Raw genomic sequence first — 13469 nt, 5'->3', positions numbered from 1 at the left:
CTTTTTTTGCCGAAATATTCTCCTGATTTAAATGATATTGAGCATGACTTTAGTGCCTTGAAACGAGCTAGAATGTACGCTCCTATTGACACGTCTCTTGATGAAATTATCCGTTCTTACTGTGGCGTTTAGCGTCTCAGCTTTATTTGAAACTACTACATTATCGGAACAACATTAATCAATTTCGGACGGCCACCGTTCCTCTAGTTGACCAGCATTAACTTTGAGAATCTGGGCCGATCGCCGCCAGCGGTCATCAAAACGACTTAAATGGGTGGTGGTGATCAGGGTTTGAAAACGATCCTCAATGGCCATTAACAATTGTCCCTGGCGATCGAGGTCTAATTCCGCCAAGACATCGTCCAATAACAACAGTGGTGGTTCTCCAATAACCGTTTCAATCAAGCTCAATTCCGCCAATTTTAATGCTAGGACTAGAGTTCTTTGCTGTCCCTGGGAGCCATAGGTTCTAGCGGGAGTGTCGTCGAGGACAAACCCCACTTCGTCCCGATGGGGCCCCACCACCGTTGTCCCCAGATGTAATTCTGCCGATCGCCGTTGGGCTAATTTTTCTAAAAAAGCCTGGTGCACCACTTCCGGATCATCCCCCACCCAGGTGACATTGGGTTGATAGGTAACGGTCAGGGTTTCATTGCCACCGCTAATGCGCCCATGCCATTCCTGGGCCAAAGGAGCAAGACGGGCTAAACCCCTCGCCCGACGGCGGACTACCCTAGTGCCCATTTCCACCAACTGCTGGTCCCAGAGAGACAAAGAAGCTGTCGACTCTTCCCCCAAAGCTAGTCCCGTTTCCCATTGTTGTCGTAGGCTTTTTAGTAGAGCATTTCTTTGCTTAACAATGTGCTGGTACTGCCCCAACAGATGGGCATAGAGGGGTTCTAGCTGGGTTAACAAAGTATCTAGCCATTGACGGCGACAATCGGGCGCTCCCCGGACTAAATCCAAATCTAAACAGGAAAATTCCACCGCATTTAAACAGCCTAAAAAATCCAACTGACGACGACATTGATTTTGGTTAATGCGTAGGTTGCGCCGCCCCGATCGCCGTAGGTCAATTTCTAACTCCGCCACACTGTATTGCCTTTCCAGTAGGGCTTTAATTTGCCCATTGGCCGCCCCGTCTAGCACCAATTCCTGATCCCGACTAGTGCGATGGCTTTTGAGCGTTGCCAACAGTTCCACCGCTTCCAATAAGTTAGATTTCCCCTGGGCATTATTGCCCACCAAAATGGTTTTTTGAGCAGAAAATTCCACCTCTTCTTCGAGGTAATTGCGAAAGGCCCGTAAATAGAGTTTTTTCAGGTACATTTTCCAACTAAACGGGGCAAAAATTGGCAATATTTTCTAGCTTAGGAAGCAAACTGTTGGGCGTGGAAACGAGCATAACGACCTTGGTGGGCCATTAACTCCTGATGGCTACCCATTTCGACAATTTCTCCCCTTTCCAACACCACAATGCGGGTGGCTTTACGCACGGTGGCTAAACGGTGGGCAATGACAAACACAGTTCTTTCTTGGACAATGCGCTCCAAGGCTTCCTGCACCAAAGCTTCCGACTCCGAATCAAGGGCAGAAGTCGCTTCGTCCAAGATTAAAATGCTGGGATTTCTTAAAACCGCCCTAGCAATGGCAATGCGCTGACGTTGGCCGCCCGAAAGGGTAACCCCCCGTTCCCCCACATAGGTATAATACCCTTGACTTAATTCAGTGATAAATTGGTGGGCATTGGCAATGCGGGCCGCCTCCTCAATCGCTGCCAAATCTAAATCAGTTTTGCCGAACGCAATATTTTGGGCGATCGTGCCGGAAAAAAGGATATTTTCTTGGGGCACAATGGCAATTTGTTCTCGCAAACTTTTCAACGTAATGCTATCAATGGCATGGCCGTCAATACGTAAACAGCCGCCAGTCACGTTATGGAGTCGCATTAACAAGTTTACCAGGGTACTTTTGCCCGCCCCCGAAGCCCCCACCAAAGCGATCATTTCCCCCGGCTGGGCTTGTAAATTAATCCCTTTTAAGACCAGTTTATCTTCTAGATAGGCAAAGTCCACATGGTCATAATCCACCGCTCCTTGGAGATGGTCAATGGCGATCGCCGTGGGGCTATCTTCCACCGAAGGTTGCAGGTCGAAAATTTCAAAAATGCGGTCAACGGAGGCTTCTCCCTGTTTGAACAAATTGTAATTGCTGGTGATGTGACTAATGGGGTCAATCAACATTGCTACCCCGGTGACGTAGCTAATAAATTCAATGCCAGTTAAATTACCGAGGGAAATTTGCCAAGCCGCCAGGCAAAATAAAACCACCACTCCCATAGCTTCTAAAAAACCCACTACGACAAACTGTAACGCCTTCATCCGTTCGGCCAAAAACTGCGATCGCCGATGTTGTTGGGCCTCTTCCCGGAATAAATCTAACTGATAATCTTCTGCGGCAAAGGCTTTAACTAAACGGATGGCTCCCAACGTTTCCGTCAACAAAGAAGACAGATTAGAAATCCGAGTCTGGCTACGGCGACTAAACTTTAATAACTGTTCTCCAAAAAAGCCAATTAGCACCGCCATTAAGGGAGCAATTACCAATACCGCACAGGTCAGGGCCCAGTTGAGATAGAACATGTAACCAAACACCACCACCAGTTGCAACGCCGAAGGGACAAAATCGTGGAATAACTTATTCACCACTTCCCCAATGCGGTCAATATCCTCCGTCAGCCGGTAGGACAAATCCCCCGTTTTTGCTTCTTCAAAATAGCTCAGGCTTAGTCGTTGCAGATGGGCATAGGTCTGTTCCCGCAGAGTTAATGCCATATTGAGGGCAGCCTTGGCCATGAGGGTATCCTGCCCATACTGGGCCATGCCCCGCACCAGAAAAATCCCCGCTGCGACCCCCGCCATGATTAAAATGGAGCGCACATCCCCTGCACCGATATATTTGGCCATGCGCCCCACCAACCAGGCTAGAATGGGCCAAAAAACAGTGAATAGCAGAGTACAGAGGAAAGCCAGCCCAATAGTCCGCCGATGGGGACGAATATAGGGGATTAACAGCCAGTAGCGGGATTTAAGGGAAGATTTTTTCTGCAAAGGACTAAATTACGTCGGGAAAAGAACCCCGTTGATTCTACCAAAATGTTACTGTTCCAGGGGGTGGGGAATGGGAACTCCATTGGGATGATGCTTCCTGTTCTCGCCCTGTTACTGGGTCCCTAATTATTCCCTATCCTTTGGACACCGGGGGTAATGCACCGGAATAAATCAGTCCTTTTTGGGCATCGATGGTGACAATGGCTCCATCTCGAATCTTTTGGGTAGCGCCTTTAAAACCCACAATGACCGGCACCCCCAGCCGCAAACCAATAATGGCCGCATGGCTAGTCAGGCTTTCTTCTTCGGTGATAATGCCCGCCGCCCGTCGCATCATGTCCACACAATCAGCGTTGGTAGAGGGAACTACTAAAATTTCTCCCTGGGTAAATTGGGCGATCGCCTGGGGACGACTGGCAACCCTGGCCCGGCCACTTACAGCTCCTTGGCCAATACCTACACCCCGACCAAGAATGGCCTTGACCACTTCCACTTTGATTAAATCCGTCGAACCGGCAACTCCCTGCAATGTCCCGGCGGTCATCACCACCAAATCTCCATCCCGGAGAAAATGGTTTTCCTGGGCCACGTTAATGGCGGCTTGGAACGTTTGGCTGGTGGAAGGTAAATCCAATACCAACAGGGGCTTAACTCCCCACACCAACTGCAACTGACGGGACACATCCACATGGGGCGTAACGGCCAGAATGGGGGTTTTGGGGCGGAACTTTGACACATGGCGGGCGGTGGATCCGGTCTTAGTCAAAGACATAATAGCCGCCGCGTTGAGGGTTTCCGCAATCTGGCTAACGGCGCTGGAAATAGCATTGGGAATAGAAGTGCGACTGGCTTCCGCTTGGGAAGGATTGATATCTTCCTGTTCAATTTCAATGCGCTCCGCAATTTTGGCCATAATAGCCACTGCTTCCACGGGAAATTTACCGATCGCCGTTTCGTTGGAGAGCATCACCGCATCGGTACCATCGAGGATGGCATTGGCCACGTCGGACACTTCAGCCCTAGTAGGTCGGGGGCTGTTGACCATACTGTCCAACATTTGGGTAGCAGTAATGACAGGAATGCCCAACCGGTTAGCAGTGGCAATGAGTTTCTTTTGCAAAATAGGTACATCTTCTGCGGGTAGTTCTACCCCCAAGTCCCCCCGGGCCACCATGACACCGTCACATTTTTCCAGCACCGCCTGCATATCCTTAATCGCTTCGTGCTTCTCAATTTTGGCGATTACCGGCACGGATTTCCCTGCCGCCGCAATTAACCCCTTAATCTCATCAATATCCTGGGGATTACGAACAAAACTCAGGGCCACCCAGTCCACCCCTTGGTCCAGCCCGAACATCAAATCTTCCTTATCTTTATCGGTCATGGCCTTAACGGAAAGGCAGACCCCGGGAAAATTAACCCCTTTATTGCTGGAAAGGGTTCCCCCCACAATCACCCGACAGTGGAGATCCCGGGCAACAGTGTCCACTTCCTCCACCAACATTTCCAGTTTGCCGTCGTCGAGCAAAATTCTTGCCCCAGAAGGTACTTCGTCGGCTAAATATTCGTAGCTAATGGAACTAATGGTTTCCGTACATTCCACCGGGCGACTGGTGAGGGTATAGGGATCACCGTTTTTGAGTTGCACAGAGCCGGCATCATTGAGAAATTTGCCCACCCGAATCTTTGGCCCCTGTAAATCCTGGAGAATGCCCACTGGTTGGTTCAGTTCAAAGGCAATCTGGCGAATCAAACGGATACTTTGTTGGTGGTAAGCGTGGTCTCCGTGGGAAAAATTGAGGCGGAAAGTGGTAGCACCGGCTTGGATCAGTTGTCTCAGCACTTCCTTGCTTTGGGTCGCGGGGCCAATGGTAGCGACGATTTTGGTACGACGGGGAAGGGGAGACGTTTGCATAATGGGCTGAAATTAGGGGCAGTTAAATATAATAGTTAAGGCCGTCTGCTTTTAAGCGGTGTTAGGGAAATATTCTCATTATCCGCCACGATCGCCGTTTCAGTTGCATCGGCTTACAGGGCCAACGATGGTAGGCTGGGCTTTGGGCAATTTTTCCCAATAGTCTGCACAGTTTGATGGGTTTGCTATGAATGCTTCCGCTCAGTTGACGTTGTTAAAGGATTACAGTCGTTTAGAAATCCGTATTCCCCAGAATGACCAGGAAAGGGAAGATTTACGCCAAGCCATTGTCTGGATTTGTGGCCAGAGTGAAGCGGAAAATTTTGGCATTTGTGCCGACGACCAAGCTAGTGCGGAAAATGCTTTGGGGCAATATCTACAGGGGTTGGATTACGGAGAGGCGATCGCCATGGAACCAGGTAAAACCATTGAAGGGCCAGTGTATTTGAAATGCCAGAGCCAATCCCTGCGCTTTTATCTCGACAGTTATGACGGGGATTATCGGGGAGTATTAATTTCCTGTCAGGCGGAGGATGATACCTTAGCGGGAACCTACGGTTATTTTCCGCTGGATTTGTTTGCCGGTTGAGCTGAATTTAGGAACCCTGGCAAAACTCCCATCCCCAAGAATTTGTTTGAAAAGTTTTATTTTGCTCCCTAAATTTCCTCGCTAAGAGCATGTTTGGAAAGTTGAGTTTTGGCTGTTTAATCCCCCCTAGCCCCCCTTGGGAAGGGGGGAATTGTCGCAAAAGTCCCCTTTTTTAAAGGGGATTTAGGGGGATAAATACCTAGCCTTGCACTTTTCAAACACTTTCTAAAGCTCCGGCAATACTGGGGGAATTTTACTTAACTTCCCCCCAAACTTGGGGGCCAGGGGGGCTTTTGAAACACGCTCTAAAGGTGAGTTACCGAGTCCACTTTCCCGTCATTGTTGAAACTGTTCCTCACTTTTCTCGCTGGGGAGGGAAGCCCTAATCAAATAAACGGAAATAGGGATAGCGCTTGGGAATACCCTTTTCCTTTTCCAGATCAAAGTTAATTACCTGCCAACAATCGTCCGCTGTACCTGGGGCACTGAATTCCACTGGTAAACCGTAAAGACGAGGCAGAGGACTATCCTTATCTTCGGGATTGCGCCAGCTACCTTGCCGTTGCAGATAAACGCTGACTAGATCGTAGTAACGGTGGGCGATGATGACCTTGGTGGCCCGGTAACCTTCCGTGTAGAGCCGGTCCAAGGCTTCGTGAATTTCAAAGCGGATACCGTCGGGGTGGGTGTGTTGCCGGTACCATTCCCCCTGCCATAGCCGCCAGTGGCGACCCGATTGCAAATGGACTAAATCCTCTGTGTCGGGGTTAACTTCAAAGGCTCCATGGCGATTACAAAGGTAAGTGTCCGTCAGGGTCAAGGCCGGAATAGTTTGCCGACAGTGGGGGCACTGGATTTCTGGGCCGAAAAGGGGATACTGTAAACCGAGATTTTGCATGGAAAACCGTTGAAATGGGCGGTTAAAGCAGAGGCCCCCACATTATAACCAAGGGATCTTTTCCTGGGTTTCTGGCTTAAACTGAGGCTGACCATCATTTTTTTCCCCCGGCGATCGCCTATGTTAGACGCCCTCGACCTTTCCCTTAATCTGGACAAACAGAGTTACAAGGAACAGTTGGAAGATTTAATGCAACAGTTGCGGAGTCTACAACAGTCCTGTTGGGAAGAAAAAATTCCGGTGATTATTGTTTTGGAAGGTTGGGCCGCCGCCGGTAAGGGTACATTGCTGAAGAAAATTGTTAACTATATGGACCCGAGGGGATTTTCCGTTAATCCCATCTTTGCGGCCAATGAACAGGAGAGGATGTATCCCTTTCTTTGGCGTTTTTGGCAAAAGCTTCCCCCCAAGGGGAGTTTGGGCTTTTTCTATCATAGTTGGTACACCAATTGTCTAGAGGAGCGGTTATTTGGTCGTATTCCTGCCGTCCAGGCTCCCTTAGTAATGCGGGATATCAACGCTTTTGAGCGTCAGTTAGTGGAAGACGGAGCGGCGATCGCCAAATTTTGGGTACATATCAGTCAAAAAGAATTAAAAAAACGTCTGAAAAAGTACGAAGCTGACGAGCTAGAAATGTGGCGGGTGCGGCCAGAAGATTGGCAACAGGAAAAACGCTACCAGGAATACTCCAGTCTAGTGGAGGAAATGCTCACCTACACCAGCACTGGCTATGGTCCCTGGACTCTGGTGGAAGGGGATTGTGAACGGTGGTCCAGGGTAAAAGTACTTTCCCAACTGGTGGCGGTAATCGTCCAAGCCCTAGACCAAAAACGGGCCAAGGCCAACGCCAAAATTGAACCCATCCCTCCCCAAAAAGAATTGCTCCCCACTGAGCCCAATTTCCTGGCCAAGGTGGATTTGAGTGTGCAACTGAGCAAGGATGACTATCGGCAACGGTTGCGGGACAGCCAGATTGAATTGCGTAAACTACAGGCGAAGATTTACCAAGAAAAAGTGCCAGTAATTGCCCTGTTTGAAGGTTGGGATGCCGCCGGAAAGGGAGGAGCGATCAAACGTTTAACCGACACCTTGGACCCCCGCAGTTACCAGGTCAACACCTTTGCCGCCCCCACGGAGGAAGAAGCCCAATTCCATTACCTCTGGCGCTTTTGGCGTCGTATTCCCCCCGGCGGGAAAATCAGTATTTTTGACCGCAGTTGGTACGGTCGGGTGATGGTGGAAAGAGTAGAAGGTTTTGCGAGGGAAAAGGAATGGTTACGGGCTTACCGGGAAATCAATGAGTTGGAGGCGGAATTGACAGCGGAAGGCTATGTGGTGGTGAAATTTTTCCTCCATATCAGCCCCGAAGAACAATTGGCCCGGTTTGAAGAACGGCAAAACAATCCCTTCAAGCAATATAAACTCACGGATGAAGACTGGCGCAATCGGGAGAAATGGCCTCTCTATGACGTTGCCGTGAATCAGATGATTGCCCGCACCAACACCCCCGTCGCTCCCTGGACAGTGGTGCCTGCCAACGATAAATATTTCGCTCGGGTCCAAGTGATTCAAACGGTGGTAGATGCAGTGAAAATGGAACTCAAACGCCGGGGCAAGGATTAACCTCTCCTGGCACCTCTGCCCACCGTGATAAAATGCCCTTTAATTTGATCCAGACCCCTAACCCCATATTGCCGTGGTTCTAGCATCTTCCCGTCCCCCTTCCCCCACCAATTCCCCGGCCGATCGCCAGGGGACTTTGCAAGCCTGGTTAACAGGTCTCAGTCAGCGCATTATTGACGGCGATCGCCTAACCCGGGAAGAAGCATTACAGTTGGCGGCGATCGAGGGGGAAGAGAATATTCTTTTGCTCTGTGAAGCAGCCAATCGCATTCGGGAAGCCTGCTGTGGCAATGTGGTGGATCTGTGTAGCATCATCAATGTTAAATCCGGTAACTGCTCGGAAAACTGCGGCTTTTGCTCCCAGTCTAGTCACCATCCCGACCCCAATTCCCCCATTTACGGTCTGAAAACGGAAGCAGAAATTTTAGAACAGGCCAGGGCGGCAGCGGCGGCGGGAGCTAAACGCTTTTGCTTAGTTAGTCAGGGTCGGGGCCCCAAATACCATAGCCCCAAGGATCGAGAATTTGAGCAGATCCTGGCCACAGTGCGGCAAATTATCCAGGAAACCAACATCAAGCCCTGTTGCGCGTTGGGGGAAGTGACCCCGGAACAGGCCCAGCAATTGAAGGAAGCTGGGGTGACTCGTTATAACCATAACTTGGAAGCATCCGCTACCTATTACGACAAAATTGTCAGCACCCACACCTGGCAAGACCGGGTAGATACGGTGAAAAACCTTAAGGCAGCGGGCATTCAAGCTTGCACTGGCGGCATTTTAGGCATGGGAGAAACCTGGGAAGACCGCATTGATCTAGCTTTGGCTCTGCGGGAACTGGAAGTGGAATCCGTGCCCCTGAATCTACTCAATCCCCGCCCCGGTACTCCTTTGGGGGAACAACAAAAGTTAAATCCCTACGATGCCCTCAAGGCGATCGCCATTTTCCGGTTTATTTTGCCCCAACAAATTATTCGCTATGCTGGGGGCCGGGAAGCGGTGATGGGAGAATTACAGGATTTAGGGCTAAAAGCGGGCATTAACGCTATGCTAGTGGGCCATTATTTAACTACCCTGGGCCAGCCTCCCGAACGGGATCAAAAATTATTGGCATCCCTTGGCCTCGAAGGGGGAGAGGCCCCTATCCCCGGTGAATACCAATCCTGAACCTGACCTGGACCTTGTGACGGAGGAGATTGAACTCCCCAAGCCTTCCCTGCTAGCAGAAGTCCTGTTGGCGATCGCCGGACTGCTGTTGACTGTTTTCTGTACGTTCGTGCAGGTATTTGCCACCAATCCCCCTTGGCAATGGTGGGAGGATGGCATTTATTCCAATCCCCTGGGCACAACCTACCAGGTGGGGGCCGTATTGCTCACCGCCTGTTTGGGAGGGGCTAGAGCCGGGGCGATCGCCCAGTTAGGTTACATTATGCTGGGCCTAGCTTGGTTGCCAATTTTTGCCCATGGCGGCGGCTGGGACTACTGGCAACAGCCCACCTTTGGCTACCTATTAGGTTTCATTCCGGGAGCTTGGGTCTGTGGTTGGTTAGCCTACCGTTCCCAAACCAAAATTGAAACCCTGGCCCTAGGTTGCCTAGTCGGTTTGGGAGTCATCCACGGTGCGGGTATAGTTTATCTAGGCATGATGGCTGTGTTGAAACTGGGTAATCCCCCCATTCTGTCCCTGGCAGACCTGCCCCAAGCTTTGCTGACTTTTTCCCTCATGGCATTGCCCGGCCAGATTATTCTGGTCTGTCTGACTGCTGTGCTGGCCTACTTTTTGCGGAGAATTTTATTCTATTGATGGCCCGGTCTTTTTCCCTCGCTAAAAACCCCCTCTTCTGGCAAGTGGCGATCGCCGGCATTATCCTGGATCAGCTCAGTAAACTTTGGGTGAGTCAGGCCATGGACCCCGTGGGCACCACTTGGCCGTTGTGGTCTGGAGTGTTCCATTTCACCTATGTGCTCAATACCGGGGCAGCGTTCAGTGCTTTTCGGGGCGGGGCTGGCTGGTTAAAATGGCTTTCCCTCGCAGTAAGCGTCGGCCTAATTATCTTTGCCGGCAAAGTTCCCCTCCGCAAGTTAGAACAGTTGGGTTACGGTTGCATTCTAGCGGGGGCGGTGGGCAATGGCATTGACCGTTTTTTATTCGGTCATGTAATCGACTTTTTGGATTTTCGCCTGATTAATTTCCCCATTTTCAACCTGGCCGATGTTTCCATTAACATTGGCATTGCCGCCCTGCTCTGGGCCAGTTTTTTCCCAGTTTCTTCCCGCAAGGTTGATTAAAACTTAAAGCAACTGCCAGAGACGACCGCCTATAAATCAGTGGTTTGAGTCTCAATGAAGATTAGCGTTAGGATCGAAAGGATGGGAGTCTTAACTTTCCTGCTGGATTCCCATGAGTTACATCAGCCCTTTCAGAATGAAATACATAAACTTATACAAGTCAAGCTTTATGATCGAGTTTCTCTAATGTTAAGCCCTTTATAGAGACTTTGATGGATATAAACAGAACCTACCGCTGGAAGCAGTAAATCTGCATCTTCACAACGAAACCTAGCAGTTCCGGCATTACCAAGCCTAACACCAATGATTGATGCATCAAAGAGACGCATCATTAGCTCTCGTGAACTGTATTTTTCGCAGAGACTTTTAGCCTTCTCTTCAAGAAGAGCGAGAAATTCATCGACGGAATCATAACGATGTTGCGTTTGTCGCAACGATTCGACAAGATCACCGAAGTAAGGGAAAAGACGACGATATTCTTGCTTAAGATCTTCCACCTTCCAGCTACTGTATCGTTCTTCAGATTCCCTAATAGTATCTTTAGACACTTCTATTGCATCACTAGCTGATCTTTTCTGGCACTCTTGAAGAAACTGAATTACTTCTCGTGGCCTCAAGAAAGTGCGTTTTACTATGTAATTAAAAGGTGCAATACCACCACGCATATCTCCCTCCTCAAATATCTCATCAACAGATATATTATTAGGAAGTCGAGCATTGATCATATCTTTTAAAAGTTCTGGACTCCAAATTATTTCTTCTTCGATTGCTCTATGCTTATCTTTGTCATCAAATTGAAGACCTTGATAAATATCTGACCGAAGAAAAGTAATCACATGAATACCTTTTCCTGTAGCCAATGAATATTTATCATTTATTTCTTTAGTTGCTTTAAGAAGTCCAATCATTAAACTTTTTGATACCTCTGAACCATCCCATGAGTCATCGAGGCGATCTATCGCAACTATAACACCAAGGTCATTACATACGGCATTTATCGCGTCGAGGAGCAAATCAATAACTTGAGGCGTTAACATTTGTTGCTGCTTGTCACGTTCGAATCCAATACCAAACCCAAAAGCTTCAAGATTGAATGCGTTCAAGCCTTTTAGTAATGTCCTTACAGTATTTGTTGGTGTTGGTGCATTCTCGCCAAAGTTATTTGTAACAAATTTACAGATACGATCTAATGCCTTCCGAGCATTTTCGTCAAGCCTTTCAGGAGACACGTCTAACAAGACTGCTGAGGCATCAACTGCAATAGTAAATTTCCAAGCATTAGTATGAGCCTGTTCTAAAAGTAAGCCTTGCTCTTGGTAATCTTTCATTGCCCCCCAAGCATATTGATCTGGTGTCATTAAGCTTACTCGAACACTTTCTTTGTAGCGTTCCGTAGCCAATCGCAAGAGTTGAGTAAAGATTGCAGACTTTCCAGCTCCCTTTCGACCAAGAAAATGGGCACTACGAAAACGAAGAGATTGGTCTACCTGTGGTGTACTAATGAAGTAGTCCGCTAACCTCCGGTCAGCTTCTGCATCAACTGTGCCAAAATCTAAATCTTTAATAGTAAGACCTTTATCGGATAATTTCATATTGATTTCACTGAAAAATTGAAGAATTTACTGTCTTTGTAAGTGGTGCCCGCCGCATAACGCCAAGAGTCAGAAGCAGGTCGAAGTCTATGAAAAGACAGATCGCGGCTGCTCTCGTCTTCTACATCTTGATATTAGCTCTAGTCCGCGGCCCTTGAATAATAAAAGCGATCTTCAATTGGAAGAACCTCACTCCCGTCGCTGAGCGTCATTTTACGATCAGTGCAGACTCGCATAAAGTGAATGCCAAATAAGGTGAGTGAGACATGAGCCTTAAAGCTCCTATTTCCATCTTGCATATACCATATACTAATCCTTGCTTCTTCATCGACCGGAGTGTCATCGTATTTATGGATTATCAAGAGGCCCAGACGCTCCAAGTTGTTCAGTGCAACGCTTATCTGAACTATATTATATTTACGGGAGTCATTAGCATATGTGAATTCATCCGGTTTTGCCATTACTCTTAAGTGCAGAAGATATAGGACGTTCAACAGTTCAGCATCGACAATATCAACTTGTTTTAAGACTTCTACAAAAGACTTTGTTGAGTTAGTGCGATCAGATTCTGTTAAAGCAGAGGCAAGTAGGTTTGCCCAGAGGGTTTGCAGGTTTTCATCATCTTCGGAAAGTGCTGCACCCAGAAGTGGAAGACCAATCCGCAGAGGAAGACTAGAGATTTCTGGATTGCCCCGTTCAATTAATATGCGATCCAACTTGTCGCGCAAATGAAGGGCATTGCTAATTTTCCAGTGTTCTGTGTATTGCTTGACAATGTCGCCCAGATCCTGAATCGCCGGACCTATAATTTGAGAAATAAATCGAGACAGTTCAGATGTTTTGTCTATGGCATTACTGGTTGCCTTTGCAATCTCCTGCACTGCCTTTGCTGATTCCTCAATCTCTGACATGGGTCTCCTGTTGGTAAGCTAGCTAAGGATTATACAGAAACTTTTCGTATATCACTCCCAAATAGAATGATTGTAAACAAGGTTTCCACATAACGTTCCTAATGGCGATTGGCAATTCTATGACCTATCAGTTTCAAGTGAGTTCAAATCTTGTGGATGAATAGTTGTAATACCTGATATACCAATAAAGTTGCTTGGATTGAGGGTCAAAAGATGTGTAATTCTATTTGCAAGCATAATCGCATAACGACATTGGTATCAAGCAAATATCGCGTCATTCTTCGTAAATACTGTCGCGATCAAAAGCTTCGTCGGTTAAACTTGGGCTACCTTTAGCAAGTTGCGAAACCCATTCACGAAATTCTCTAGCCCTGTCGGATGGCGTTGCTTTTTGCCAAAATGGAAGAGACGATGCAACTTGTTTAGACTGAAACTCAATGAAAGCCATGAAATCAGCAATTTTTTCAACTTGCTCATCATTCAGTTCGTCTAATTTTTCTTTTAGATTTTCTCTCAGCATAGGTAGATTTTGAGAAAATAGATACTT

General features: G+C 48.1%; 13 protein-coding genes. 6 read left to right on the top strand and 7 right to left on the bottom strand.

Annotated elements, in window-relative coordinates; genetic code table 11:
* The coding region (locus tag H6G46_RS08870) for a transposase (protein ID WP_190759818.1) at positions 1 to 132 on the top strand (132 nt) is incomplete at its 5' end.
* 42 nt (positions 133 to 174) lie between these two features.
* Here the strand turns inward: H6G46_RS08870 and recF are convergent.
* The 3 genes from recF to pyk form a co-directional block, all read right to left on the bottom strand.
* Positions 175 to 1329, bottom strand: coding sequence for a DNA replication/repair protein RecF (gene recF, locus H6G46_RS08865; RefSeq protein WP_010872202.1), 1155 nt, complete (start codon positions 1327 to 1329; stop codon positions 175 to 177).
* A gap of 41 nt (positions 1330 to 1370) precedes the next feature.
* On the bottom strand, positions 1371 to 3032 hold the full coding sequence (locus H6G46_RS08860; RefSeq protein WP_223211375.1) for an ABC transporter ATP-binding protein: 1662 nt from the start codon (positions 3030 to 3032) through the stop codon (positions 1371 to 1373).
* A gap of 211 nt (positions 3033 to 3243) precedes the next feature.
* Positions 3244 to 5025, bottom strand: coding sequence for a pyruvate kinase (pyk, locus tag H6G46_RS08855; protein WP_190759842.1), 1782 nt, complete (start codon positions 5023 to 5025; stop codon positions 3244 to 3246).
* A gap of 187 nt (positions 5026 to 5212) precedes the next feature.
* On the opposite strand from pyk, the gene H6G46_RS08850 reads away from it, so the two are divergent.
* Positions 5213 to 5614 (top strand): DUF1824 family protein, encoded by a 402-nt coding sequence (locus H6G46_RS08850; RefSeq protein ID WP_010872205.1) that lies wholly within the window; start codon positions 5213 to 5215, stop codon positions 5612 to 5614.
* Between the two features lie 382 nt (positions 5615 to 5996).
* On the opposite strand, the gene H6G46_RS08845 is transcribed toward H6G46_RS08850, so the two are convergent.
* Positions 5997 to 6512 carry a TIGR02652 family protein gene (locus tag H6G46_RS08845; protein ID WP_010872206.1) on the bottom strand — a complete coding sequence of 172 codons (516 nt, stop codon included), beginning with the start codon at positions 6510 to 6512 and terminating at the stop codon, positions 5997 to 5999.
* Positions 6513 to 6632: 120 nt separating this feature from the next.
* Between H6G46_RS08845 and pap the strand changes: the two genes are divergently transcribed.
* The 4 genes from pap (at position 6633) to lspA (ending at position 10419) form a co-directional block, all read left to right on the top strand.
* Entirely contained in the window at positions 6633 to 8135 is a 1503-nt protein-coding gene (gene pap / locus H6G46_RS08840; protein WP_010872207.1) for a polyphosphate:AMP phosphotransferase, read from the top strand.
* 73 nt (positions 8136 to 8208) lie between these two features.
* Complete coding sequence (bioB, locus tag H6G46_RS08835) at positions 8209 to 9297, top strand: biotin synthase BioB (protein ID WP_010872208.1); 1089 nt, start codon at positions 8209 to 8211, stop codon at positions 9295 to 9297.
* Positions 9281 to 9934 carry a biotin transporter BioY gene (locus tag H6G46_RS08830; RefSeq protein WP_010872209.1) on the top strand — a complete coding sequence of 218 codons (654 nt, stop codon included), beginning with the start codon at positions 9281 to 9283 and terminating at the stop codon, positions 9932 to 9934. Before bioB ends, H6G46_RS08830 begins: the two co-directional genes overlap by 17 nt.
* Positions 9934 to 10419, top strand: a complete 486-nt coding sequence (lspA, locus tag H6G46_RS08825) for a signal peptidase II (protein WP_010872210.1) — start codon at positions 9934 to 9936, stop codon at positions 10417 to 10419. Before H6G46_RS08830 ends, lspA begins: the two co-directional genes overlap by 1 nt.
* Before the next feature lie 167 nt (positions 10420 to 10586).
* Here lspA and H6G46_RS08820 read toward each other — a convergent pair whose 3' ends face one another.
* From H6G46_RS08820 to H6G46_RS08810, 3 genes are all read right to left on the bottom strand, one after another.
* A complete protein-coding gene (locus tag H6G46_RS08820) occupies positions 10587 to 12011 on the bottom strand; it encodes a hypothetical protein (RefSeq protein ID WP_010872211.1) in 1425 nt (474 codons plus the stop codon).
* Between the two features lie 140 nt (positions 12012 to 12151).
* Entirely contained in the window at positions 12152 to 12922 is a 771-nt protein-coding gene (locus H6G46_RS08815) for an Abi-alpha family protein (RefSeq protein WP_010872212.1), read from the bottom strand.
* A gap of 274 nt (positions 12923 to 13196) precedes the next feature.
* Complete coding sequence (locus H6G46_RS08810; protein WP_020861617.1) at positions 13197 to 13442, bottom strand: hypothetical protein; 246 nt, start codon at positions 13440 to 13442, stop codon at positions 13197 to 13199.
* Between the last annotated feature and the right edge of the window lie 27 nt (positions 13443 to 13469).

The organism is Synechocystis sp. FACHB-908, assembly GCF_014698595.1.
Taxonomy (GTDB): Bacteria; Cyanobacteriota; Cyanobacteriia; order Cyanobacteriales; family Microcystaceae; genus Synechocystis.
This window is presented reverse-complemented; position numbering and strand designations above follow the sequence as displayed.

Excerpts from the sequence above, each read along its gene's own strand:
- recF (WP_010872202.1), bottom strand. The coding sequence starts at position 1,329 with ATGTACCTGAAAAAACTCTATTTACGGGCCTTTCGCAATTACCTCGAA.
- pyk (WP_190759842.1), bottom strand. The coding sequence starts at position 5,025 with ATGCAAACGTCTCCCCTTCCCCGTCGTACCAAAATCGTCGCTACCATT.
- H6G46_RS08850 (WP_010872205.1), top strand. The coding sequence starts at position 5,213 with ATGAATGCTTCCGCTCAGTTGACGTTGTTAAAGGATTACAGTCGTTTA.
- H6G46_RS08845 (WP_010872206.1), bottom strand. The coding sequence starts at position 6,512 with ATGCAAAATCTCGGTTTACAGTATCCCCTTTTCGGCCCAGAAATCCAG.
- pap (WP_010872207.1), top strand. The coding sequence starts at position 6,633 with ATGTTAGACGCCCTCGACCTTTCCCTTAATCTGGACAAACAGAGTTAC.
- lspA (WP_010872210.1), top strand. The coding sequence starts at position 9,934 with ATGGCCCGGTCTTTTTCCCTCGCTAAAAACCCCCTCTTCTGGCAAGTG.
- H6G46_RS08820 (WP_010872211.1), bottom strand. The coding sequence starts at position 12,011 with ATGAAATTATCCGATAAAGGTCTTACTATTAAAGATTTAGATTTTGGC.
- H6G46_RS08815 (WP_010872212.1), bottom strand. The coding sequence starts at position 12,922 with ATGTCAGAGATTGAGGAATCAGCAAAGGCAGTGCAGGAGATTGCAAAG.
- H6G46_RS08810 (WP_020861617.1), bottom strand. The coding sequence starts at position 13,442 with ATGCTGAGAGAAAATCTAAAAGAAAAATTAGACGAACTGAATGATGAG.